The sequence below is a fragment of the Geobacter hydrogenophilus genome (assembly GCF_018501225.1).
GTDB lineage: Bacteria > Desulfobacterota > Desulfuromonadia > Geobacterales > Geobacteraceae > Geobacter > Geobacter hydrogenophilus.
Genome location: NZ_JAHCZI010000003.1, coordinates 107,587 through 130,237 on the forward strand (window position 1 = coordinate 107,587; position 22,651 = coordinate 130,237).

The following is a 22,651-nucleotide window of genomic DNA, read 5'->3' on the forward strand; positions in this document are numbered from 1 at the left end:
AGGTAGCCATGAAACTGTTTTCACTGCGGTTTTTCAAAGAGATTGTCTTCGCTGCCTGTCTCGCAGTGCTTGCGGTGGGAGAATCCCCTGCAAAGGTTTTGACGCCCGATTTCGTCGATCTCGCTGAGAAGCTCAAGCCTACGGTCGTCAACATCAGTACCACGAAGACGTTAACGCCCCAGTTCCGAATGCGGCGCCAGCCATCTCCTTTCCCCGACCCGTTTCAGGACTTTTTCGAGCATTTTTTCGAGGAAATGCCCCGCCGCCCCCAGCGTGAGCGGAGCCTCGGATCGGGCTTCATCATCAGCAAGCAGGGGTTCATCATTACCAATAATCACGTCATTGCCGGGGCCGACGAGATCAAGGTCCGCCTCTCCGACGGCCGTGAATTCAAGGCGCAGGTCAAAGGCTCCGATGAGAAGCTCGATTTGGCTTTAATCAAGATTGATGCCAAAGAGAATCTCCCCGTGGCTGAACTGGGGGACAGCGCCCAGATCAAGGTGGGGGAATGGGTCATGGCCATCGGCAACCCTTTCGGCCTGGCTCAGACCGTTACCGCAGGGATTGTCAGCGCGACGGGGCGCGTCATCGGCAGCGGCCCCTATGATGACTTCATCCAGACTGATGCCTCCATCAACCCGGGAAATTCCGGTGGTCCCCTCTTCAACGCAGAAGGGAAGGTTATAGGGATCAACACCGCCATTGTGGCTGGCGGACAGGGGATCGGTTTTGCCATCCCGGTCAATATGGCCAAGGATGTCCTTCCCCAGCTCGAAGAGAAGGGGAAGGTAACGAGGGGATGGCTTGGCGTCACCATGCAGCCGATGTCACCGGAGTTGGCCAAGTCGTTCGGCCTCGAAGGCGAAAAAGGAGCCCTCGTCACGGATGTTGTCAAGGACGGGCCGGCAGCCCAGGCGGGACTCAGGAGCGGCGACATAATTCTGGAGTTTGATGGGAAAAAGATCAATGAAATGAGCGAGCTGCCGCGACTGGTGGCTGCCGAGCCCATTGGCAAGGCTGTCAGAATCAAGGTTCTCCGGGAGGGAAAACCCAGGGAATTCACCGTTTCTGTCGGCCGGCTCGCCGAGTCGGGCGACGAGAACAGCCAGAAGACCGCTGGTGATACGTTTGGCCTCACCGTCCGGGAGCTGACCAAGGAGCTCGCTGCACGGTTGGGGCTGAAGGAGTCCCGGGGAGTGGTCGTCACCGGTGTGAAGCAGGGGAGCATTGCCGAGCTCGGAGGCTTCCAGTCAGGGGACATAATACTCGAAATTGGCGGCAAGGCGGTTGCGACTGTCCTGGATTACGAGAAGCTGATCAAGGAATACGGGAAGGGGGATGTTGTCCGCTTCCTGTTGCGCCGTGGAGACTCCAACTACTATCTGGCTCTGCGAGTAGAATAGTGTTGTCACTGGGTGCAATCTGAACCGAATGCACCCCGTTTTTATCCAGGAGGAACTGCAATGAATGTCCGGGTCGTTTTGCATGATGCCCTGCTCTACCCCTGTCCGCTGCTTGTTCTGGGCTGCTACGAAGACCGATTCAGCGAGGACACTCTTCTGGGCGCCGTTGACGATGCATTGGGGAGAGGCCTGTCCGCCATCCGTGAAGCCGGAGAATTCACCGGAAAGCTCAACAAGACCAAGCTCATACACACCCTTGGCCGTCTCCCTGCGGAACGGCTTCTCTTTGTCGGGCTGGGGAAGCGGGATGCGGTCACTCCCGACCGGGTTCGCCAGGCGGCGGGGAGCGCGGTGAAGGCAGTCCGTGCCACCGGCGTGGCGCGCTTTGCCACCATCTTGCACCGTTCGGCAGATTCCGTGCCCCGATCACTGGACGCCTCACTGGAAGGTTATCTTCTTGGCGGTTACGGTTTCGATATCTACAAGACCACGAAAAATGATGAAGGTGCCGTCGAAGAGATGGCCGTCCTTGTGGACGAGGAAGGCGAACTGGCGCCGACTGAGCGCGCGGTGAGCGAGCGCACGACGGTCTGTGATGCGGTAAGCTTTGTCCGCGATCTGGTTTCCCATCCCTGCAACGTGGCGACCCCCGCATATCTCGCCGACCGGGCCATCGAAATGGCAGGGCGACTCGGCGTCGCCTGTCGCGTGCTCGAGCGCGAGGAGATGGAGCGGCTTTCCATGGAGGGAATCCTGTCCGTGGCCAAGGGTTCCCATCACTCGCCCCGGTTCATCATCCTCGAATATCTGGCGGGAGACCCCAAAAAACGTCCGGTTGTTCTCGTCGGGAAGGGGGTGACGTTCGACTCGGGAGGGATCTCTCTCAAGCCGCGGGAGGGGATGGAGAGGATGAAGGACGACATGGCGGGAGCCGCGGCGGTCATGGGTACCATCAGTGCTGTGTCCGGGCTCCGGATGCCGGTCAACGTTGTCGGTCTCATCCCGGTAGCGGAGAACATGCCCGGCGGTGGGGCCTATCGGCCTGGCGATGTGGTGCGCACGATGTCAGGGCAAACGGTGGAGATTGTCAACACTGATGCGGAAGGGAGGATGCTCCTCTGTGACGCCCTTCATTACGCGCAGCGCTATCGTCCTGCTGCTCTCATCGACCTGGCTACCCTCACGGGGGCCTGCCTCGTGGCCCTTGGCACCGTCGCAACAGGGGTCATGGGGAACGATTCGACGCTCATCCGCGCGCTTACGGCTTCAGGCGAAGCCACGGGGGAGCGACTCTGGGAGCTTCCCCTCTGGGACGAGTACGGAGAACTCATGAAAAGCGACATCGCCGACATGAAAAATGCCGGGGGACCCCATGCCGGCACCATCTCCGCGGCATGGTTTCTCCAACGCTATGTGGGGAAGACGAAATGGGCCCACCTCGACATCGCGGGCACCGCGTGGGAGGAGAAGGGGAAGCCTTACCTCCCCAAGGGAGCGACCGGTGTCGGCGTGAGGCTCCTGGTGGAATTTCTGCAGAAAACTTTTGGCTGAAATTTGGGATTGACGGTTGGATGGAGACAAAAAGGGGTGTGCCCACTGAGACACACCCCTTTTTGCTCTTCAGAGATTGAAACCGATTACTTCGCGACGGTCTCGGCAAGCTTGATCGCAACGTCCTTGTAGGGGTTGGCGAACAGGATGATGAGGCACACGACGAGAACGTAGATGGCCAGAGACTCGATCATGGCCAGACCGATCATCATGGTGGTCAGGATCTTGCCGGAAGCGCCCGGATTGCGGGAAACGCCTTCAACGGCGCTCTTTACCGCGAGACCCTGGCCGATACCGGTACCGAACGCACCGATAGCCATACCGAAACCAGCTGCAAGCATGCACATCGTAAGAAATTCCATCTTTTACTACCTCCCTTTTGGTGTTGTCTCCTAAACAGTATAGGATTTGAGTATTAGTGAGCCTCTTCGAGAGAGCCCTGAATATAAATCATGGCGAGAAGCATGAACACGAACGCCTGGATAAAGGATACGAGAACCCCCATCAGCATCATCGGCAGCGGCACGAGGAACGGCGCCAAGGCGAAGAAGATCATGAGAACGAGTTCGTGGCCGTTCATGTTGCCGAAAAGACGCAGTGAGAGAGAAAGGGGACGGCTCAGGTGGCCGATGATCTCGATGAAGAACATGAGCGGTGCCAGCCACCAGATGGGTCCCATGAAGTGCTGAAGGTAATGGAATCCGTGTTTCTTGATGCCGACCACGTGGGTCGAGAGGAACACGATGATCGCGCACGCTGCGGTCGTATTCAGGTTTGCAGTCGGAGGGAAGAATCCGGGAATGAGACCGATGAGGTTCGATACGAGAACGAAGAGAGCAAGGGTGGCAATGAGCGGAAAGTAAGGCCGTCCCTTTTCTCCCATGGTTTCTTCCACCATGTTCTCGATGCCGCCAACCACCACTTCCATGAAGTTTTGCATTCCCGTGGGAACGGCTTTGAGCGCTTTGGTGGCAATAAGCGAAACGATTAGCAGAAATACGATAATGAGCCAGGTGTATGCAATGGCGTCAACTCCCGCTTCCGAAATGTGAAGCGGTTCGAGGAGCTTTCTGAAGAACTGCAGGAACAGCAGCGGATGAACCATGAGTTATTCTCCTTTATCAAGCAACATATAAATCGAAAGTCCTATAATAACGACCACGAATATCGACAAACCGAGGATAAGGCCTATGATGTCGATTCCGGCGTGGACAATGAGTACATAAAGTATAAGGGCAACAAAGGCAAACCGGAGCAAATAGCGGAACTGGGCGAAACTGCCTGCCTGCCGGGGATGAAGATTCAGGACACGTTTCAGCGTTTTTCTCATCCAGTAAAAATTGAAGAGGGCAAGAATTCCGCCAGCAAGGATACCAGCAGCAAATCTGCCAGACCAAAACACATAGCCGGTCAGACAGAGAACGGCAAGAAGAACTAGGCCACCAATTGTGACGGTGGCAATGAGCCTATCCTCGCTTATTGTCCTCCCCATCTTTTCGTATTTCCCTGCCGGCAATTATATATATATTCCTGAAGCCGGCCGCGATGCCAAAAAACAGAAATATGAAGAAGAACCAAGGGTGTGTGCCGAACCACTTATCGAGTTGTCTCCCGATGACAACGCCGATGATGATAGCGAGCGCCATCGAAATGCCCATGCTCGAAACGAGACCGACGGTCTTTATGAGGTTTCGTTTTTCTTCGTCCATGGGGCAAACGTATGGTGGAATGTGGCACGGAAACCTCAGCTTCTTACCACAGCCTCTATGACGGTGTCAATGACAATTAACAGCTAGAGTTTTTTGAAACACGAGAATGCCGCTGCAATGGTTTTTTCGATGTCTTCACTGGAGTGGGCAATGGAGACAAAGGCGGTTTCAAACTGCGATGGTGCCAGGTAGATACCTTCTTCAAGCATCGATCGGAAGAAGGTGGCGAAAGACTTGGTGTCGCACTTGGCAGCCGACGTCCAGTCATGCACTTCACCGTTTGTGAAGAAAGCGCAAAACATGCTGCCGACCCGTGTCGAGTAGATTGGGTAGCCTGCACGGCGGGCTGCGTCTGCAATCCCTTCGGCCAGCGCACGACTCTTTTCTTCAAGGCGACTGTAGAAACCGTCTTCTTGGAGTAGCTTGAGAGTTTCTATTCCCGCGGTCATGGCAAGCGGATTGCCTGAAAGAGTCCCTGCCTGATAGACCCCGCCCGAGGGCGAAAGTTGCTGCATGATCTCTCTTTTGCCACCAAATGCCCCGACAGGAAGACCTCCGCCGATAATTTTTCCCAAGGTGGTCATGTCAGGTGTTATGCCATAGCGTTCCTGGGCGCCGCCGTATGCAACGCGGAAACCCGTCATGACCTCGTCAAAGATGAGGATAATTCCCTCGTTGGTGCAGATCTCTCGGAGCCCTTCAAGAAATCCTGCGCGGGGAGGGACGGTCCCCATATTGCCGGCAATCGGCTCGACAATGATGCACGCGACGTCTCCGGAATGGTCGGTAATGAGTTCTTTGACCGATTCAAGGTCGTTGAAGGTTGCAGTGAGAGTATGTTGAGCAAAGTCCTTTGGAACGCCAGGGGAGTCGGGAACGCCAAAAGTCGCCGCGCCGGAACCTGCCTTGACGAGGAGGGAGTCGGCGTGGCCATGGTAGCATCCTGAAAATTTGATGATCTTGTCGCGTCCTGTATAGCCGCGTGCCAGACGGATGGCGCTCATGGTCGCTTCTGTGCCAGAGCTCACCATGCGGACCATTTCGATAGATGGGACTGCTGCAACCACCATCTCCGCCAAAGTGATTTCGAGTTCGGTCGGCGCGCCGAAGCTGCTGCCGTTCTCTGTGGCGCGCTGGAGGGAAGCAACGATCCGGGGGTGGCAATGACCGAGAATCATCGGCCCCCAGGAACCAACGTAATCTATATAAGCATTATCATCAGCATCAACTATGGTAGAACCTGATGCTTTTTTAATGAAAATCGGTTCTGCTCCTACTGATTTGAAGGCCCGTACTGGGCTGTTAACGCCACCGGGGATAATTTCCTGCGCCTTGGCAAAAAGTTCTTTGGAATGGGATGTGTTCATTGTCGTGTGGCCCCTTATTGTGTCTAATTTAGCTGGAAAATTAATATGTTATTAGCATGTGACAAGTCGGGTGTCAAGGGACAAAAGGTTGCGGCCAGGGTGGGTTGGAGGAGCTAAAAATTGGCAGGAATTCAGCAAATTAAGCGGGCAAGATTAAAGCTTTTTTTTCTTGACAAAGTTTTTTAAATGACATAAGTTCCCATCAAATTGTATACAGTATACGCATGCGACAAACGCGGTTTTAGATGCAATCTGAGTCGCCAGTTGATGCGGCAATAAATTAAATCGAAGCAATAACTCAGTCTGGAGGTAAGACATATGCTTGGCGCCTATCTTCCGATACTTGTCTTGGTGGCAATTGCCGTCATCTTTGGTCTCTGCTCACTGGTGTTTTCGTCGCTGATTGGGCAGAAGAAGCCAAGTGTCGTCAAGCTTGCTCCTTACGAATGTGGCTGTGAGCCGGTCGGGTCTGCTCGTGAGAGGTTTTCGGTAAAGTTTTATATTATCGCCATGCTCTTTATCTTGTTCGATATTGAAGCAGTCTTTCTCTATCCGTGGTCGGTTCTCTTTAAGAGGTTGGGGATGTTCGGCGTGATGGAGATGGGGGTCTTTATCGTTATACTCTTTGTTGGTTACATCTATGTATGGAAAAAAGGAGCCTTGGAATGGGAGTAGATCAGCCGTTGGGAGATAGCTTCATTACAGCGTCCTTGGACGGTCTCGTCAACTGGGCGAGGAAGTCCTCCATTTGGCCGATGACCTTCGGTCTTGCCTGCTGTGCCATTGAGATGATGGCAACCGGGGCATCCCATAATGACCTGGACCGTTTTGGTATTATTTTCCGTGCTTCGCCAAGGCAGGCCGACTGCATCATTATTGCTGGAACGGTCACCAAAAAGATGCTGCCCATAATTAAGACCGTTTACGAGCAAATGCCTGAGCCGAAGTGGGTGGTCGCTATGGGGGCCTGTGCCTGTTCGGGTGGGGTCTTTGATACGTATAGTGTCGTGCAGGGGATTGATGAGGCGCTTCCGGTAGATGTGTATATCCCTGGTTGCCCTCCCCGGCCGGAGGCACTGCTTTATGGTCTTATCAAGCTTCAGGATAAAATCATGAAGGACAAGAACTCCTTTGGTTCAACTATCGGCCTTGGCCAACGACTCGAGTCGGCAGCGTGACCAATATCAACTAGGTAAGGGAGCCAACGGTTATGGCTGAAACTAATCGCGCAGTAATAAAGCTCAGGGAAAAATTTTCCGCTTCCGTGCTGGATGTGAAAGAGTTCCGCGGAGAGGTGACGGTTACGGTGAAGCGTGAGGACATAGTTGAAATTTGTAATTTCCTCAAGTCGTCGCTTGCCTATAATCTCTGTACTGATGTAACCGCGGTGGACTATTTGGGGAAGCAAGAACCGCGCTTTATGGTAGTTTACAACCTTTATTCGATTCCGAATAAAGACCGGCTCAGGGTTAAGGCGGGGGTTCCGGAGGCTGACTGCTCCATTGATACGGTTTCCTGCGTCTGGAGCACGGCTAATTGGTTGGAGCGTGAAGTTTACGATTTGATGGGCGTGATCTTCAATAATCACCCCGATCTTCGTCGGATACTGATGACTGATGACTGGGTTGGCCATCCGCTCCGGAAGGATTATCCGCTGCAGGGGCCTGATCGTGAGCTTTATAAAGGGCGGTTGTCGTAGCAATACGGATTATTTGAGCGAAATTAACCTACTTTAGAGAGAAGGATACAGAGGCGCGCAATGGCTAGTACTGAGATCATGACAGTCAACATGGGGCCGCAGCATCCAAGTACCCACGGCGTTTTGCGGTTGGTCGTCGAGTTGGACGGCGAAATCATTCAAAAGATTACGCCGCATATCGGGTATCTGCACCGTGGCGTTGAAAAACTCTCGGAGCACCGCACGTACCACCAGACGATCCCTCTAACCGACCGTCTCGATTACCTTGCACCGATGCACAATAACCTCGGCTATGTGTTGGCAGTTGAGAAGCTCTTGGGAATTGAGGTGCCTGAACGTGCTCAGGCTATACGTGTGATCTTGGCTGAGCTGACCAGGCTTAAGTCTCACCTCGTCTGGGTTGCGTGCCATGCACTTGATATCGGTGCCATGACCGTGTTCATCTATGCTTTCCGTGAGCGTGAGATGGTGATGAGTCTGTATGAGAAGATTTCCGGTGCCCGGATGACGAGCAGTTATTTCCGAGTAGGAGGCCTCTCAACGGACGTCTATGATGGATTTGAAAAAGACGTGAGGGAAATTATCGACACGTTCCCCGGTCATTTTGATACGTATGAAGGGCTTCTTACCAAGAATACCATTTGGCTTAATCGTACGGTCGGTAACGGCGTGATATCTGCTGAAGATGCAATTGATTACGGCATTACCGGACCTGCTCTGCGTGGTTCGGGTGTTGATTGGGATCTTCGCCGCGACAACCCCTACAGCGGGTACGAGAAGTACCAGTTCAAGGTTCCGGTGGGGGAGAAGTGTGACACCTTCGATCGGTATAAAGTCAGGCTCGTCGAAATGCGCGAAGCGGTCAATATCATCCGTCAGGCCCTCGACTCCCTTAAGCCTGGTCCCGTCTTGGCTGATGCGCCTCAAGTGACTTATCCGCCCAAGGAAGATGTCTACAATACGATTGAGGGACTTATCCATCATTTCAAGATAGCCAGCGAGGGATTCCCTGCCCCGGAAGGTGAAGTATACCAGGGAGTGGAGAACCCCAAGGGAGAGCTGGGCTACTATATCGTCAGCGACGGTGGCAACAAGCCGTACCGCATGCGCATACGCCCCCCCTCATTCGTCAACCTTGGGGCCATAGAAAAGATGGCAAAGGGTTCCATGATTGCAGACCTTGTTGCCGTTATCGGTACGTTGGATATCGTGCTTGGTGAAATCGACCGGTAATGCCACTGCGATAAAGGAGAGGGAGTAATGAGCAACGCTCCGGCCGAAGCGACACATGTTGAAGAAACGCCAGTAGAGGAAATAGATCTCGGACCGGCGAATCATGTCATTGACAAATACTTGACCCTCCCGGGCAATCTTATGCCGGTGCTACAGGGTATTCAGGATGAGTATGGCTATGTGCCAAAGCCGACCATCGATCTTGTGGCAGAGCGTCTTAATGTCTATCCCAGCCAGATATTCGGAGTGCTGACATTTTATGCCCAGTTCCATCTCAAACCTCGTGGACGCTACATTATACGGGTTTGTGTGGGGACCGCGTGTCACGTTCAGGGGGCTCCCCGAATTGTTGAAACCTTTTTCGACAAACTTGGGATAGGTCATGCCGAAACCACATCAGACCTTCGGTACACCTTTGAGAAGGTTGCTTGCCTCGGTGCCTGCGGGATGGCTCCTTTGGCGATGGTCAACGACGACACCTTTGGAAAAATGACAGTGCAAAAGGTTGCAGAGATTATCGCTGAGTATAATCAGCGGCCGATGAAGTAGGATCGATCCAACCATTCACATCAGAGGATAGAGCGTTATGGGCGAAGCTATAAAGATTCTGATTTGTCAGGGGACAGGCGGTGTATCGGCCGGTGCAAAAAAGGTTGAGGCCGAATTCAACCGGGTAATCTCCGAAAAAGGCGTCAACGCCGTTGTTGGCAAGCGTTGCGATGTTATCAAGACTGGCTGCCGCGGGCTCTGTGCAAACGATGTTCTCGTCGATATCGTGGATCCGGAACTTGGACGGGTCACCTATGATTTTGTGCAACCAGAAGAAGTAGCGCAACTCGTTGATGAGCACATCATCAAGCGTACGCCTTTGGAAAAGCGAAAGGCAAAACCATATTACAACACATTCGTCGATCAACAAATGCGGATTGTTATGACCGGTTGCGGTCAGATTGATCCTGAGAGTCTTGACGCCTATCTGGAAGAAGAAGGATTCAAGGCCATTGAAAAATGTGTGAAAGAGATGACTCCGGCCGCAGTTATCGAAGAGGTCAAGAAGTCGGGTCTGCGCGGACGTGGGGGGGGGGGCTTTCCCACAGGCATGAAGTGGTCCTTTTGTGCTGCTACACCCGGGAAGCTCAAGTATCTGATCTGTAACGCTGACGAAGGGGATCCCGGGGCCTTCATGGACCGTTCGATTCTTGAGGGTGACCCCTACTGCATCATCGAGGGGATGATGATCGCGGCGTATGCGATCGGTTGCTCTAAGGGGTACGTTTATGTCCGTGCAGAGTACCCGCTGGCGATCGAGCGCCTCCAGAAGGCCCTTGATGTCTGCCGTGAGAAAGGCTACCTCGGGCACAACATACAAGGTTGGGGCTTTGACTTTGACCTGATCATCAAGAAGGGTGCCGGCGCTTTTGTTTGCGGCGAAGAGACTGCGCTCATGGCTTCCATAGAAGGTGAACGAGGCATGCCGCGCCCCCGGCCACCGTTCCCTGCGGTCAAGGGCTTGTGGGCTAAGCCGACCAACATCAATAACGTTGAGACGTTTGCCAACGTTCGTCACATAATCAATAAGGGTGCTGAGTGGTATGCGTCCCTCGGAACTGACACGACCAAGGGTACCAAGATTTTTGCCGTCACGGGCAAGGTAAAACACACAGGTCTGGTAGAAGTTCCTGCAGGTATGACGGTTCGCGAAGTTATCTACAATGTTTGTGGTGGCATTGCGAACAACCGTAAGTTTAAGGCGGTACAGGCTGGTGGTCCGTCAGGCGGTTGTATCCCCCCCGAGGTTCTTGATACGCCGGTCGATTACGACTCCCTGATAAAGGCCGGTGCCATGATGGGTTCGGGTGGTCTGGTTGTCATGGACGAGACTACCTGCATGGTCGACGTTGCGCGCTTCTTCCTTTCGTTCACCAGAATGGAGTCTTGCGGTAAATGTGTCCCCTGCCGGATTGGCCTCAAGGTTATGCTCGACATCCTGGAGAGAATCACCGAAGGCCGCGGTCAGGCTGGCGATATCGAGACTCTTCTGGAGATGGGCAGCACCATCAAGAAGGCTTCCTTGTGTGGCCTCGGCCAAACAGCGCCGAACCCAATTCTCTCCACCATTCGCTATTTCCGGGAAGAGTACGAAGCCCACATCACCGATAAACGCTGCCCGTCAAACTGCTGCAAGGAATTACTCCTGTGGCAGGTGATAGAGGAAAAGTGCGTTAAGTGCGGTGCATGTTTCAAAGCGTGTCCGGTTGACGCAATTGTCTGGGAAAAGGGACAGATTGCCTATTTGGACAAAGAAAAGTGCACAAAGTGTAAGTCGTGTTATGACGCCTGTCGGTTCATGGCGATTGAGTAACAGCTCGACGAGCTAACTATCCGAGGTTATACAGAGGTCAAGATGGTAAATCTCACGATTGACGGAAAACAGGTAACGGTACCCAAGGACGCTACCATTTACGATGCTGCAAAATCAGCCGGCATCAAGATACCCATTCTCTGTCACGACAAGAAGCTCCATCCCTTCGGCGGTTGCCGTATGTGTCTCGTCGAGGTCGAACAGATGAAAGGGCGCCAGATCCCGGCGTGTACGACCCCTGTAACTGAGGGTATGATAGTCAGCACCATGACCCCTGAGATTATTCAGGCCCGTAAGCTCGTTCTTGAACTACTGTTGCTGAAGCACCCCATCGACTGTCCTGTTTGCGACGCCGCTGGCGATTGCGACCTCCAGAATCTCACCTACGAATATCAGGTGAATTCAAATCGGTTCCAAGACGAAAAATTTCAGCATCAGATCGACTACCAAAACCCGCTGATTGAACGGGACATGAATCGTTGCGTTCACTGCGGCAAGTGTGCTCGAATCTGTGATGAAATTGTTTCTTTCGGCGCCTATTCCTTCATCAATCGAGGTCTTGAAGCAAAAATTGGTACAGAGTTCGATGGACCGCTTAATTGCGAGTTTTGCGGATCATGCGTATCAGTTTGCCCTGTTGGCGCTCTCGTGAGCAGACCGTTCAAATTCAAGGCACGCTGGTGGTCGTTGAATAAAGTGAAGACGGTTTGTTCTTACTGCGGAACGGGGTGCCAGCTAACTCTCGGGGTAAAGGATAACAAAGTACTTACTACGGTCTATGACGAGAATCAGGGTTTCCATAATGGTCAGCTTTGTACTCGTGGTAGATTTGGATATCAATTCGTAAACAGTGATAAGCGGCTCAAGACACCACTGGTCAAGAAGAACGGTAAGCTTGAGGAGGCCAGTTGGGACGAAGCTCTCGGACTGGTTCGCCAGAGACTTGCTGACGCAAAGAATGTTGGTGCATCATCTGTTGCCGGACTGGTAACGCCACGTCTTACAAACGAAGAGCTCTATCTCTTTAAGCAGCTTTTCAATAAAGGCATTGGGTCCGACAACATTGATCACTCGGCAGGCTATGCCCACGACGCGTTGACAGCAGGTGCGGATGAGAGTCTTGGATACCCCGCCTCTCCAGCGTCCATTTCGGATATTCAGACAACGAATCTGTTGCTGGTTGTGAAGACGGATGCTTACGAAACACATCCTGTCCTTGGTTTTGAGATTAATCTTGGAGTTAAGCGCAAAGGGGTCAATCTCCGAATTGTGTCGGACAAGAAGGGCAAACTTTCCAAACTTCCGAACGCTGTTACATATGTTCATAAACCCGCAAGTGAAGTCCTCCTGTTTAATGCCCTTGCAAAGGTCATCGTTGATGAGGGACTTGCTGACAGCTCAGCCTCTTCACTTCCTGGTTATGACGATTTTGTTAAGAATCTCGGGGCCTGTGCTCCGACTGCTGTCGCTGCCCAGTGTGGCATGTCAGCTGATGATATTACAGCCCTTGCACGCGACTATGCAAATGCCGAGAAGGCACTCATCATGCTGCCCATTGGTCTTGCCTATCCGGGTCATGGGAAGGCGCTTGCCCAAGCCACCATCAACCTTGCATTGCTGACAGGCAAGATTGGCAAAGAAGGGTGTGGCGTTCTCATAATGGGTGAAAAGAATAATAGTCAGGGGGCTGCTGATCTTAAGGTTCATCCGGTTGCTGGTGGCCTTGATGCAATGGGAATCTTAGGCGGCTGTGCTTCAGGCACCATCAAGACACTGTACGTAGTTGGTGAGAATCCCGTTATCTCCTACCCGAACCGTAAAAAGGTCGAAGCTGCCCTCGATGCTGTCGAGTTCCTTGTGGTTCAGGATCTGTTCATGACCGAGACGGCCAGTAAAGCAGATGTTGTTCTTCCGGCATGTTCCTTTGCTGAAAAGAATGGTACCTTTACCAGCGCTGGTAAGGCTGTTCAAAGGGTTCGCAAAGCAATAGATCCTATCGGCATGGCCCGCAGCGACTTTGAAATCTTTAACTCTCTGTATTCAACCCTTGGGGGAGACTCTTTTAAAGGGTTGTCAGAGGTTTTTGCTGAGATTGCGTCTGTGGTTCCTTCGTACAGCGGGTTTTCTTTTGATGGCTTGGACGAGAATGGTTCAGTCTATTCAGTTGCTAACAAGCCGCGGTTCATTCCATCGGTTGTGGACGGACAGGAGTCGACAACTGGAGTGATGGCTCTCGTTACGGGCAGTGCTCTTAATCATTGCGGAACCTTGTCGCTGTATGGGGAAGGCCCCATGTATGTATGTCCAGAAGGATATGTAGAGTTGAATAGTGGCGATGCTAAAAAACTTGGCGTTGAAGATGATCAGCCGTTGACGGTTAAATCGTCTGTTGGAGAAGTTAAGCTGAAGGCCAAAGTAAGTATGCGCATGCCTGAAGGTGTTGTGTTCGCGCCGTATCATTTTTCCGACATGTCCATTAACGGTATCACCAACGGTGCTCCTGTTACGTGGGTTACAATAAGCAAGTAGCTAATACTTGGATGTAAAGTTCACTCACAACACCATCACATCAAGAGGGGAAGAGTGCAAATGGGATACGAAATATTGGGATTGCCGATGGCATACTACATCGCCATGGTGCTCAAGGTTCTCGTGGTGTTCGTCTTCGTACTGCTTACCGTAGCGTACTCCACCTATGCTGAACGTAAGATCATTGGTCACATGCAGGTGCGGCTTGGTCCGATGCGTACTGGCTGGCATGGTTTGCTGCAGCCGATTGCAGACGGCGTTAAGCTATTCTTTAAGGAAGAGATTATCCCTTCAAAAGCGGACAAATTCGCCTTCCTGATAGCTCCTCTGATAGCGCTCGTCCCAGCGTTCATTGGCTTTGCAGTCATTCCTTTTGGTGAAACGATTGAAGTGGGCGGCTACAAAATACCCCTCCAAATTGCTGCATACTACGACACCGCCTCGGGACAAGTTGTAGACCTCAATGTTGGCGTCCTTTATATCCTCGCGCTGGCATCAATAGGTGTATATGGCATTGTCTTGGCGGGGTGGTCTTCTAACAGCAAATATTCACTACTGGGGGGTCTGCGCTCCTCCGCCCAGATGATTTCCTACGAGTTGGCCGCTGGTCTGGCGATCATTTCGGTCTTCATGCTCTCTGAGTCACTTTCGCTCCAGAAGATAGTGGCTGATCAAGCGAATGGTGCTTGGTACGCCTTTAAGCAACCCTTGGCGTTCATACTGTTCTTTATCTGCTCCATTGCAGAAATCAACCGGACCCCCTTTGACCTTCCTGAAGCTGAAACAGAACTGGTTTCCGGCTTCTGCACCGAGTATTCGAGTATGAAGTACGCCATGTTCTTCATGGCAGAGTATGCAAACATGGTAACAGTCTGCGCTGTAACAACCACCTTGTTCCTTGGGGGATGGCATGGACCCGGCTTCCTACCCGGTTGGTTCTGGTTCGTTGCAAAGGTCTATTTCCTGATCTTCACGTGCATGTGGATTCGTGCTACCTATCCCCGCTACCGGTATGACCAACTGATGCGTCTCGGTTGGAAGGTGTTCCTGCCTTTGACTCTGATCAATATCGTAGTAACTGGAATTATTGTCTCACTCTAGTCACAACCTATTACGAGGTTACACGCCATGATAATGCCATTGATTAATGGTCTCAAGATCACCCTGAAGCATATGTTCATGAAGCCGGTTACGTTACAGTACCCGGATGAGCGGCCGACACCTTCACCCAATTTCCGTGGCTTGCATGCGCTGAAGGTTTCTCACAGTAAAGCCAAGTGTGTTTGCTGTTATCTCTGTCCTACAGTGTGTCCAGCAAAATGCATTACAGTTGAGGCTGGTGAGGATCAGGATCACAATAAATATGCTGAGCGGTATGAGATTGATATGCTTCGGTGCATTTTCTGCGGCTATTGTGTTGAGGCTTGCCCTGTCGATGCACTTAAGATGACGGGTGAATTTGAATTGGCAAATTACAAGCGCGAAGATTTTGTATTCGTCAAAGAGCGACTCTTAGAAAAGTAATAAAGGAGCAGCAATGGAAACGTTCTTCTTCATGATCGTGGCAGCAGTAGCTGTCCTGGCCAGTATTCTGGTCATTACCTGCAAGAACCCGATCAACAGTGCGCTCTCTCTCATTCTGACTTTCTTCTGCTTGGCAACGCTGTACGTGACGCTTGATGCTCCGTTCATGGCAGCCATACAGGTGTTGGTCTATGCAGGCGCAATCATGGTCTTGATTGTGTTCGTAATCATGCTTCTCAATGTACGGACAGAGTCGGGTCGGAGAAGCTCGCACAGTGTACTGTTTGGCAGCCTGATCGGACTATTTACCTTGTTCCAGCTGTTCTACCTGTTTAATAGAAGTTCGCTCACAGGGCAGAAGGGAACAATTGATTCAGCTCTCATAAACAAGGTTGGCCATACCGAGTTGATCGGCAAAGCGTTGTACACTGACTTCCTTCTCCCCTTCGAGGTGACCTCCATTCTTCTCCTGGTGGCCATCATCGGCGCGGTCGTTCTCACGAAGAAGAAAATCTAACTGACAGGGGTTAAGCTCATGGTATCTTTGCACAGTTACTTGATACTCAGCGCAATACTATTTTCCATCGGGACCATTGGTGTCCTCATCAGAAGGAACGCCATCGTCATCTTTATGTGCGTCGAAATGATGCTTAATTCGGTCAATCTTACCTTCATCGCGTTGTCGAAGCATCTTGGAAATGTTGACGGACAGATATTTGTTTTCTTTGTTATGACGGTTGCCGCAGCAGAAGCCGCCGTGGGTCTTGCGCTTATGATTGCATTCTATAAGAATCGCGAGTCCATTGACGTTGAAGATGTCAAGCTCATGAAACTGTAACAGTTCCGACAGAACTTACGAAATTCTGAATTACTCGCAATAATAAAGGAGTCAGGAATGTTCGAGTACGTATGGCTGATACCACTGTTCCCTCTGATCGGCGTCGTCATAAACGGCCTTCTTGGGAAGAAGATCAAGAACGAGACCGTGATCGGTGGGATAGGATCACTCATGGTGTTCGGCTCGTTTCTTGTGTCATGCGGCATCCTGATCGAGCTCCTCTCGAGATCTGCGGAAGAGCGCGTCTTTGAGAAGGTGCTCTTTACGTGGATTAAATCCGGTAACTTCAATGCCGAAATCGGTTTTCTGATCGATCCGCTTTCCGCGCTTATGATCATGGTCGTGACGGGGGTTGGTTTCCTGATTCATGTTTACTCCATCGGATACATGCACGGAGAAGAGGGCTTCTATCGGTATTTTACCTACTTGAACCTTTTCACGTTCTCGATGCTCCTTCTGGTGCTCGGGAATAACCTCCTGCTTATGTTTGTCGGTTGGGAAGGTGTCGGCCTCTGCTCTTATCTCCTTATTGGTTACTACTTCCACAAGAAGTCAGCGGGAGACGCCGGCAAGAAGGCTTTCGTAATGAACCGGGTGGGTGACTTCGGTTTTCTGCTTGGCCTCTTCACGCTCTACTGGTATCTCGGACAAAACCATAACGTCTGGACCATCAATTTCCGTCAATTGGCAGCAAATGCCCATCTTCTTCCGGTTGGTGGCGTAGTAACGGTGATTACCCTCTGCTTCTTCCTGGGTGCTACCGGCAAGTCAGCACAGCTTCCACTCTATACATGGCTTCCTGATGCCATGGAAGGCCCGACGCCAGTATCCGCACTCATCCATGCGGCAACAATGGTCACAGCTGGCGTATATATGATCGGTCGTTTGAATTTCGTGTACATTCGTTCGCACGAGACAATGATGGTTGTTGCCATAGTCGGCGCGGCTACAGCCATTTTTGCAGCGAGTATTGGTACTGCTCAAAACGATATCAAACGCGTCCTTGCCTATTCAACCGTATCGCAGCTTGGTTTCATGTTCCTTGCCATGGGTGTTGGCGCCTTTACTGCGGGTATTTTTCACCTGATGACCCACGCTTTCTTCAAGGCCTGCCTGTTCCTTGGCTCTGGTTCAGTCATTCATTCAATGCACCATGCCCTGCATCATGCCCATTCCCATGATGACCCGCAGGACATGCGTAACATGGGTGGTCTGAAGAAGCAGATGCCGATAACCTTCCTAACTTTCCTTGTGTCAACTATTGCTATTGCCGGTATTCCAGGTTTCTCCGGCTTCTTCTCCAAGGACGAGATTCTCTGGCAGGCCTTTGCCAATCCACTCCATGGAGACCTGAATATTATCCTCTGGGCAACTGGCGCTATAGCCGCAGGTTTCACGGCGTTCTATATGTTCAGACTTGTCTTTATGACTTTCTTCGGTGAGTGCCGCATCATGGAAAAGGCAAAGAGCCACCTCCATGAGTCTCCCCTTGTCATTACTTTCCCGCTGATGGTGCTTGGCTTGCTGGCTATCGTGGGCGGCTATGTTGGCATACCGAAGCTGATTGGTGAGCTTTTTGGCGGGATTCCGAATTATCTTGAGCACTATCTTGAGCCCGTATTCAAGGGGTCCGAAGAGTTCATGGCTCAGCAACTTGCTCATGGTGTGGCTCACCATAGCCCTGCACTTGAGTGGGGACTCATGGGCACGTCTGTTGTGATCGCGCTGATCGGTATCTCCATTGCCTTCTTCCTCTATGTAGTTTCACCGTCCATTCCTGCAAAATTCACAGCTGCCTTCCCGGCGCTCCACCGGGCAGTTTATAACAAATGGTATGTTGACGAGCTCTACGATTTCCTCTTCGTCAACCCCTGCAAGGCGCTCGGGAATGGCCTCTGGAAAGGTTTTGACGTCGTGGTGGTAGATGGTGTTGTCAACGGTGTTGCAGCAATCGTCAAGGGTTTCGGTGGTGCGCTCAGAAACATTCAGACAGGGTATGTGCACAACTATGCCCTTACTATGACACTGGGTGTTGTAGTTATCGTAGCCTTCTATCTCTTCCGCTAACTCTGAATTACCAATAGGACTAAAGGAGCAGATTCATGAGTCAGTTTCCCTTAATCAGCGTGATGACCTTTCTACCACTTCTAGGGGTCGTACTGCTCTTCTTCGTTCCCAAGCAGAGCCATTCTGCACAGCGGGGGCTTGCACTTCTGGTGGCTCTTGCGACGTTTGTCGTATCTCTTCCGATTGTTACCGGCTTCCAGAGCAACGCTGAGTTCCAGTTTGTGGAGAAGGTACCCTGGATCGCTGCAGGCCCGTTCCAGATGAACTATCACGTTGCCATTGATGGAATCAGTATCTGGCTCGTGATTCTGACAACCTTCATCATGCCGATCGCCATTCTTTCAACCTGGACAGCCGTTGAGAACAAGGTGAAAGAGTACATGATCTGTCTCCTCCTCCTTGAGGTCGGGATGCTCGGTGCTTTTGTTTCACTTGACCTTTTCCTCTTCTACATATTCTGGGAGGTCATGCTCATTCCGATGTACTTCATCATCGGTATATGGGGTGGGAAAAACAAGATATACGCTGCGGTAAAGTTCTTTATCTATACAATGGTCGGTTCGCTCCTGATGCTGATCGCTCTGGTCGTCCTTTACTTCAAGGGCGGAGCCGGAGACTTCAGTGTGCTTCGTTTCTATGATCTCGCTCTCGATCCTGCGACGCAGACCTGGCTGTTCCTTGCATTTGCTTTGGCCTTTGCCATTAAAGTACCGATGTTCCCGCTGCATACGTGGTTGCCGGATGCACATACCGAAGCTCCGACCGCTGGTTCTGTAATTCTGGCTGCCGTTCTCCTTAAGATGGGAACCTATGGTTTTGTACGCTTCGCCATGCCTCTTTTCCCGGACGCTACAGCCCAGTTTACTCCTCTCATTGCAGTACTTTCAGTGATAGGCATTGTGTATGCTGCCCTTGTGGCTATGGTTCAGGAGGACGTAAAAAAACTGGTTGCCTACTCCTCAGTTGCACACCTAGGCTATGTTATGCTCGGCGTGTTTGCACTCAACCAGCAAGGCCTCTCGGGCGGAATGCTTCAGATGCTCAATCACGGTGTTTCCACTGGCGCACTGTTCCTTATAGTTGGCTTCATCTATGAGCGTCGTCACACTCGTCTCATAACTGATTTCGGCGGATTGGCTAAGCAGATGCCGATTTTTGCTACAATTTTCATGATCGTCACCCTTTCTTCCATCGGACTTCCGGGAACCAACGGCTTTGTCGGAGAATTCCTCATTCTCATCGGTTCGTATGAAAGTGAACTGCGTTGGTATGCAGTAATCGGGACGAGCGGAGTGATTCTTGCCGCAGTATATATGCTCTGGATGTTCCAACGGGTCATGTTCGGCGAGTTGAATAACCCCAAGAACCAGACACTCACTGATTTGAATGCACGCGAAATAGTCATTATGCTGCCGTTGCTCGTGTTGATCTTCGTTATGGGCGTGTATCCTACCCCTTTCATTGACAAAATGAGCCCGTCGCTTGAGAAGCTTATCGTTCACGTAAAGTCGAAGCAGACCGCCAAGGCACAGATTCCTCAGATCCCGGCACCGCAGGCTCTTCCTGCCGCCGTGCTGCCTGTTGAGCACAAGTAATCGGTTTCAGAAAAGCCACCGGAGGGAACCTAGATGGAAACAATTGCAATTCCAGCCATTAACTTTGCACCAATAATGCCAGAGGTCATACTTTCGATCTTTGCGATGGTGCTGCTCCTTGTAAATGTATTCGTTCCAAGCGAGCACAAGGCCTATCTGGGATATTTGAGTCTCGTAGGCTTAATTGTCGCCGGATTCACGCTCATTGGTGGATGGGGAGTACCTCTCTCGGCGTTCAATGATTCTGTTGTTCGGGATAACTTCTCTATTTTTTTCAAAGGCATTTTCCTCCTTACCGTGGGGATGAGCATTCTTATCTCGGATCAATATTTCAAGCGTGAAGAGTGCAATCTCGGTGAGCTTTACCCACTGCTTCTCTTTGCCACAGTTGGTATGATGCTTATGGCGTCCGGCACGGATTTGATGACTATTTTCCTTGGTCTCGAAGTGCTTTCCGTATCCCTGTATATTTTGGCAGGCTTTAACAGGGCCAATGTTAAGTCGAATGAAGCTGGCCTCAAGTACTTTTTACTTGGAGCGTTTTCAACTGGATTCCTCCTGTACGGAATGGCTCTAACCTACGGTGCCACCGGCACTACGCGCGTAGTGAAAATTGCTGAATATGTGTCGCAAAACGGAGTCGTGGCGCAGAATCCTATGTTTGTGATCGGCATGCTGCTGATGGCTGTAGGTTTTTCCTTCAAGATTGCCGCTGCACCGTTCCATATGTGGACTCCGGATGTCTATGAGGGCGCTCCGACGCCAATGACTGCTTTCATGTCAGCGGGGCCAAAGGCAGCCGGTTTCGCAGCATTTATGCGAGTTGCTATTATAGCTTTCCCTTCCCTTAAGGCCGACTGGTCCGATCTCCTCTGGATTCTTGCCGTCCTTACCATGACAATTGGTAACCTGATTGCTCTCAATCAGGACAATATCAAGAGGATGCTTGCATACTCATCAATTGCGCACGCTGGATATGCCCTGGTCGGTTTTACCGCCGGAAATGCAGAGGGGACGGCAGGTATTCTCTTCTACATGCTTTCCTATGCTTTTATGAACATAGGGGCCTTTGCCATCATCGTTCTTGTTGGCAAGAAGGGCGAAGCAAACAATAATGTTATGGATTACGCAGGGTTCGGTACTAAGCATCCGGTGCTGGCCCTGGCAATGGCAGTCTTCCTCTTCTCGCTGGCTGGCATGCCGCCGACTGCTGGTTTCATCGGTAAGTTCTACCTCTTCTCAGGCGCCATTAAGGCTGGGTACGTATGGCTTGCCATCATTGGGGTTCTGAATAGTGCCGCGTCGGTATACTACTATCTCCGCGTGATGGTTTACATGTATATGAAGGACCCGGTTGAAGAGTTTGACTGGATGAAGCTTACTCCGGCAGTTGCCATCTGCATCATTATTGCTGTGGTTGGTGTCCTGTTGCCAGGAGTTGTTCCCGCGTTTCTCCTCAACCTCGCACAGCAGGCTGTCCTCCTTTAGCTCAAGTAAGTAATAGGCTTTTTCCTCAGGGCTCCTTTATTTGAAGGGGCCCTGTTGTTTTTTGTATGAGGAATCAGCATGGTGCGGAATAACTGGGCTTTTCGACGTGACGATGTCGCGACTGGAAGTTACGCTTGCTGGCGATGCTACAGGCCTTGCGATCAGGGTCCGGGGGGGGGGCGACAGCCGCAAGTCTTGACCTCAGGCGCCGGAATGAGTCTTTTGAACCCCTCCAGACAACGCTAGCCAGCTTGCTCACGAAATACCGACAGAGCAAACCTTGACGGTACTATTGAGACGCGAAATCGAGCTCTTTGCAGAGGAGCACCAACCACTGGTTGAGTTTGGTTCCCGCCACCCTGCAGCCTCCAGACGGTTGGTGTTTTATGGTCATCAGTTGTGAATGGATTTGCCCGCTTACTGTTATGGAGATTTCGGGTGGGAAACATCTCATCGGAGGGTAGTAAATCAGTCTCTCGCGGAAAGAAATGGCAAGGGAGAACTCGGGCAAGGGCGTCGTGCGAGGGTTTTTAGCCAATTACTGCCTGTAGGGCTTCGTCGATTTTCTCTATGTCGACCTTGGTGTTAAAGCAAGGTCCGAAGGGTCGGTCGTTCAGAACTCCGATGACCGGAAGAGGATAGCAGTCTTTAATACCGGAAGTTAGGTCACGCTCACAGGCAACTGCCAGAACGAGTTTGGGACGTTTCTCGATGATCACCTTCCGTGCCAGAGTTCCCCCTGTGGCCACGGAGATATCTATCGAGTACTTTTCGGCCAGTTCTGCCAGGCCCATGATATCGCAGCGGCCGCACCGGACGCATTTGTTGATGTTGCCGGTGACTTTGATCTCGCACTCGAAAAGCTGGAGACAGTGGGGCAGGAGGATCAAGACCCTGTCGGGCTTTACCCGGCGGCGCTGGGAGAGAACCAGACTGTTATTCATCGCAATGAACGACTGGCGGATAGTGTCAATGGAGATTCCGAAAGTGCGACCGATCAGTTCAATGGCCGGGAGGAGGAACTTGATGACAACACCGCGCAGAAAACGGGTGAAAAGGATATCCTTGCCGAGCGCCGAGGTCAGCACGAGCACAAGGGTGCCAAGGAGGGCGAGTAGGGACAGGCTGCCGAAAACGATGCCGGCGATGCGAGGGAGGCTTGGGTGGATGTTCGCCAAGCCGGTAGTGGGAATCCACCAGAGAAGGTAGATTGCGCCGACGATCAGGAGGCAAGTGACCCCCATGAGCACAATGAAAAGACGTTTTTGAGGAGTATTGTCAGGCAT

General features: G+C 51.7%; 22 protein-coding genes. 16 read left to right on the plus strand and 6 right to left on the minus strand.

The window, feature by feature from the left end:
- Positions 1-8: 8 nt before the first annotated feature.
- Both KI811_RS06445 and KI811_RS06450 read left to right on the plus strand, forming a co-directional pair.
- Positions 9-1,403, plus strand: coding sequence for a DegQ family serine endoprotease (locus KI811_RS06445; protein ID WP_214185651.1), 1,395 nt, complete (start codon positions 9-11; stop codon positions 1,401-1,403).
- A gap of 60 nt (positions 1,404-1,463) precedes the next feature.
- Positions 1,464-2,954 carry a leucyl aminopeptidase gene (locus KI811_RS06450; RefSeq protein ID WP_214185652.1) on the plus strand — a complete coding sequence of 497 codons (1,491 nt, stop codon included), beginning with the start codon at positions 1,464-1,466 and terminating at the stop codon, positions 2,952-2,954.
- An 86-nt stretch (positions 2,955-3,040) separates the two neighbouring features.
- On the opposite strand, the gene atpE is transcribed toward KI811_RS06450, so the two are convergent.
- The 5 genes from atpE to hemL form a co-directional block, all read right to left on the minus strand.
- Positions 3,041-3,316, minus strand: coding sequence for an ATP synthase F0 subunit C (gene atpE, locus KI811_RS06455; RefSeq protein ID WP_214185653.1), 276 nt, complete (start codon positions 3,314-3,316; stop codon positions 3,041-3,043).
- A gap of 53 nt (positions 3,317-3,369) precedes the next feature.
- A complete protein-coding gene (atpB, locus tag KI811_RS06460) occupies positions 3,370-4,059 on the minus strand; it encodes a F0F1 ATP synthase subunit A (RefSeq protein WP_214185654.1) in 690 nt (229 codons plus the stop codon).
- 3 nt (positions 4,060-4,062) lie between these two features.
- Positions 4,063-4,446: an ATP synthase subunit I gene (locus KI811_RS06465; RefSeq protein ID WP_214185655.1), complete on the minus strand. Its 384-nt coding sequence runs from the start codon at positions 4,444-4,446 to the stop codon at positions 4,063-4,065.
- Positions 4,421-4,663: an AtpZ/AtpI family protein gene (locus KI811_RS06470; RefSeq protein ID WP_011366182.1), complete on the minus strand. Its 243-nt coding sequence runs from the start codon at positions 4,661-4,663 to the stop codon at positions 4,421-4,423. The genes KI811_RS06465 and KI811_RS06470 overlap by 26 nt, the downstream gene beginning before the upstream one ends.
- A gap of 83 nt (positions 4,664-4,746) precedes the next feature.
- Positions 4,747-6,030: a glutamate-1-semialdehyde 2,1-aminomutase gene (gene hemL, locus KI811_RS06475; protein WP_214185656.1), complete on the minus strand. Its 1,284-nt coding sequence runs from the start codon at positions 6,028-6,030 to the stop codon at positions 4,747-4,749.
- Positions 6,031-6,348: 318 nt separating this feature from the next.
- Here hemL and KI811_RS06480 point away from each other — a divergent pair, with 318 nt between their 5' ends.
- The 14 genes from KI811_RS06480 to KI811_RS06545 are packed head-to-tail and all read left to right on the plus strand — an operon-like array spanning position 6,349 to position 21,365.
- Entirely contained in the window at positions 6,349-6,705 is a 357-nt protein-coding gene (locus KI811_RS06480) for an NADH-quinone oxidoreductase subunit A (RefSeq protein WP_004512581.1), read from the plus strand.
- The gene (locus KI811_RS06485) at positions 6,696-7,208 is read left to right on the plus strand and encodes an NADH-quinone oxidoreductase subunit B (RefSeq protein ID WP_214185657.1); all 513 of its coding nucleotides are present in this window, start codon (positions 6,696-6,698) and stop codon (positions 7,206-7,208) included. Before KI811_RS06480 ends, KI811_RS06485 begins: the two co-directional genes overlap by 10 nt.
- A 32-nt stretch (positions 7,209-7,240) precedes the next feature.
- On the plus strand, positions 7,241-7,729 hold the full coding sequence (locus KI811_RS06490; RefSeq protein WP_214185658.1) for an NADH-quinone oxidoreductase subunit C: 489 nt from the start codon (positions 7,241-7,243) through the stop codon (positions 7,727-7,729).
- Positions 7,730-7,789: 60 nt separating this feature from the next.
- A complete protein-coding gene (gene nuoD / locus KI811_RS06495; RefSeq protein ID WP_214185659.1) occupies positions 7,790-8,962 on the plus strand; it encodes an NADH dehydrogenase (quinone) subunit D in 1,173 nt (390 codons plus the stop codon).
- 27 nt (positions 8,963-8,989) lie between these two features.
- Complete coding sequence (locus tag KI811_RS06500) at positions 8,990-9,511, plus strand: NADH-quinone oxidoreductase subunit NuoE family protein (protein ID WP_214185660.1); 522 nt, start codon at positions 8,990-8,992, stop codon at positions 9,509-9,511.
- A gap of 37 nt (positions 9,512-9,548) precedes the next feature.
- The gene (gene nuoF, locus KI811_RS06505; RefSeq protein ID WP_214185661.1) at positions 9,549-11,324 is read left to right on the plus strand and encodes an NADH-quinone oxidoreductase subunit NuoF; all 1,776 of its coding nucleotides are present in this window, start codon (positions 9,549-9,551) and stop codon (positions 11,322-11,324) included.
- A gap of 42 nt (positions 11,325-11,366) precedes the next feature.
- Positions 11,367-13,853, plus strand: a complete 2,487-nt coding sequence (locus tag KI811_RS06510) for a molybdopterin-dependent oxidoreductase (protein ID WP_214185662.1) — start codon at positions 11,367-11,369, stop codon at positions 13,851-13,853.
- Between the two features lie 60 nt (positions 13,854-13,913).
- Entirely contained in the window at positions 13,914-14,954 is a 1,041-nt protein-coding gene (gene nuoH, locus KI811_RS06515; RefSeq protein WP_214185663.1) for an NADH-quinone oxidoreductase subunit NuoH, read from the plus strand.
- Positions 14,955-14,981: 27 nt separating this feature from the next.
- The gene (gene nuoI / locus KI811_RS06520; protein WP_214185664.1) at positions 14,982-15,377 is read left to right on the plus strand and encodes an NADH-quinone oxidoreductase subunit NuoI; all 396 of its coding nucleotides are present in this window, start codon (positions 14,982-14,984) and stop codon (positions 15,375-15,377) included.
- Positions 15,378-15,390: 13 nt separating this feature from the next.
- Positions 15,391-15,894 carry an NADH-quinone oxidoreductase subunit J gene (locus KI811_RS06525; RefSeq protein WP_214185665.1) on the plus strand — a complete coding sequence of 168 codons (504 nt, stop codon included), beginning with the start codon at positions 15,391-15,393 and terminating at the stop codon, positions 15,892-15,894.
- 18 nt (positions 15,895-15,912) lie between these two features.
- Entirely contained in the window at positions 15,913-16,215 is a 303-nt protein-coding gene (nuoK, locus tag KI811_RS06530; protein WP_214185666.1) for an NADH-quinone oxidoreductase subunit NuoK, read from the plus strand.
- Positions 16,216-16,272: 57 nt separating this feature from the next.
- On the plus strand, positions 16,273-18,282 hold the full coding sequence (nuoL, locus tag KI811_RS06535) for an NADH-quinone oxidoreductase subunit L (RefSeq protein ID WP_214185667.1): 2,010 nt from the start codon (positions 16,273-16,275) through the stop codon (positions 18,280-18,282).
- Between the two features lie 35 nt (positions 18,283-18,317).
- Positions 18,318-19,877 (plus strand): NADH-quinone oxidoreductase subunit M, encoded by a 1,560-nt coding sequence (locus tag KI811_RS06540; RefSeq protein ID WP_214185668.1) that lies wholly within the window; start codon positions 18,318-18,320, stop codon positions 19,875-19,877.
- 33 nt (positions 19,878-19,910) lie between these two features.
- Positions 19,911-21,365: an NADH-quinone oxidoreductase subunit N gene (locus tag KI811_RS06545; protein ID WP_214185669.1), complete on the plus strand. Its 1,455-nt coding sequence runs from the start codon at positions 19,911-19,913 to the stop codon at positions 21,363-21,365.
- Positions 21,366-21,895: 530 nt separating this feature from the next.
- Here KI811_RS06545 and KI811_RS06550 read toward each other — a convergent pair.
- The gene (locus tag KI811_RS06550; protein ID WP_214185670.1) at positions 21,896-22,651 is read right to left on the minus strand and encodes a DUF116 domain-containing protein; all 756 of its coding nucleotides are present in this window, start codon (positions 22,649-22,651) and stop codon (positions 21,896-21,898) included.

Bases quoted from the DNA above. Each gene is read 5' to 3' on its own strand.
- KI811_RS06445 (WP_214185651.1), top strand. From the start codon at position 9: ATGAAACTGTTTTCACTGCGGTTTTTCAAAGAGATTGTCTTCGCTGCC.
- KI811_RS06450 (WP_214185652.1), top strand. From the start codon at position 1,464: ATGAATGTCCGGGTCGTTTTGCATGATGCCCTGCTCTACCCCTGTCCG.
- atpE (WP_214185653.1), bottom strand. From the start codon at position 3,316: ATGGAATTTCTTACGATGTGCATGCTTGCAGCTGGTTTCGGTATGGCT.
- atpB (WP_214185654.1), bottom strand. From the start codon at position 4,059: ATGGTTCATCCGCTGCTGTTCCTGCAGTTCTTCAGAAAGCTCCTCGAA.
- KI811_RS06465 (WP_214185655.1), bottom strand. From the start codon at position 4,446: ATGGGGAGGACAATAAGCGAGGATAGGCTCATTGCCACCGTCACAATT.
- KI811_RS06470 (WP_011366182.1), bottom strand. From the start codon at position 4,663: ATGGACGAAGAAAAACGAAACCTCATAAAGACCGTCGGTCTCGTTTCG.
- hemL (WP_214185656.1), bottom strand. From the start codon at position 6,030: ATGAACACATCCCATTCCAAAGAACTTTTTGCCAAGGCGCAGGAAATT.
- KI811_RS06480 (WP_004512581.1), top strand. From the start codon at position 6,349: ATGCTTGGCGCCTATCTTCCGATACTTGTCTTGGTGGCAATTGCCGTC.
- KI811_RS06485 (WP_214185657.1), top strand. From the start codon at position 6,696: ATGGGAGTAGATCAGCCGTTGGGAGATAGCTTCATTACAGCGTCCTTG.
- KI811_RS06490 (WP_214185658.1), top strand. From the start codon at position 7,241: ATGGCTGAAACTAATCGCGCAGTAATAAAGCTCAGGGAAAAATTTTCC.
- nuoD (WP_214185659.1), top strand. From the start codon at position 7,790: ATGGCTAGTACTGAGATCATGACAGTCAACATGGGGCCGCAGCATCCA.
- KI811_RS06500 (WP_214185660.1), top strand. From the start codon at position 8,990: ATGAGCAACGCTCCGGCCGAAGCGACACATGTTGAAGAAACGCCAGTA.
- nuoF (WP_214185661.1), top strand. From the start codon at position 9,549: ATGGGCGAAGCTATAAAGATTCTGATTTGTCAGGGGACAGGCGGTGTA.
- KI811_RS06510 (WP_214185662.1), top strand. From the start codon at position 11,367: ATGGTAAATCTCACGATTGACGGAAAACAGGTAACGGTACCCAAGGAC.
- nuoH (WP_214185663.1), top strand. From the start codon at position 13,914: ATGGGATACGAAATATTGGGATTGCCGATGGCATACTACATCGCCATG.
- nuoI (WP_214185664.1), top strand. From the start codon at position 14,982: ATGATAATGCCATTGATTAATGGTCTCAAGATCACCCTGAAGCATATG.
- KI811_RS06525 (WP_214185665.1), top strand. From the start codon at position 15,391: ATGGAAACGTTCTTCTTCATGATCGTGGCAGCAGTAGCTGTCCTGGCC.
- nuoK (WP_214185666.1), top strand. From the start codon at position 15,913: ATGGTATCTTTGCACAGTTACTTGATACTCAGCGCAATACTATTTTCC.
- nuoL (WP_214185667.1), top strand. From the start codon at position 16,273: ATGTTCGAGTACGTATGGCTGATACCACTGTTCCCTCTGATCGGCGTC.
- KI811_RS06540 (WP_214185668.1), top strand. From the start codon at position 18,318: ATGAGTCAGTTTCCCTTAATCAGCGTGATGACCTTTCTACCACTTCTA.
- KI811_RS06545 (WP_214185669.1), top strand. From the start codon at position 19,911: ATGGAAACAATTGCAATTCCAGCCATTAACTTTGCACCAATAATGCCA.
- KI811_RS06550 (WP_214185670.1), bottom strand. From the start codon at position 22,651: ATGCCTGACAATACTCCTCAAAAACGTCTTTTCATTGTGCTCATGGGG.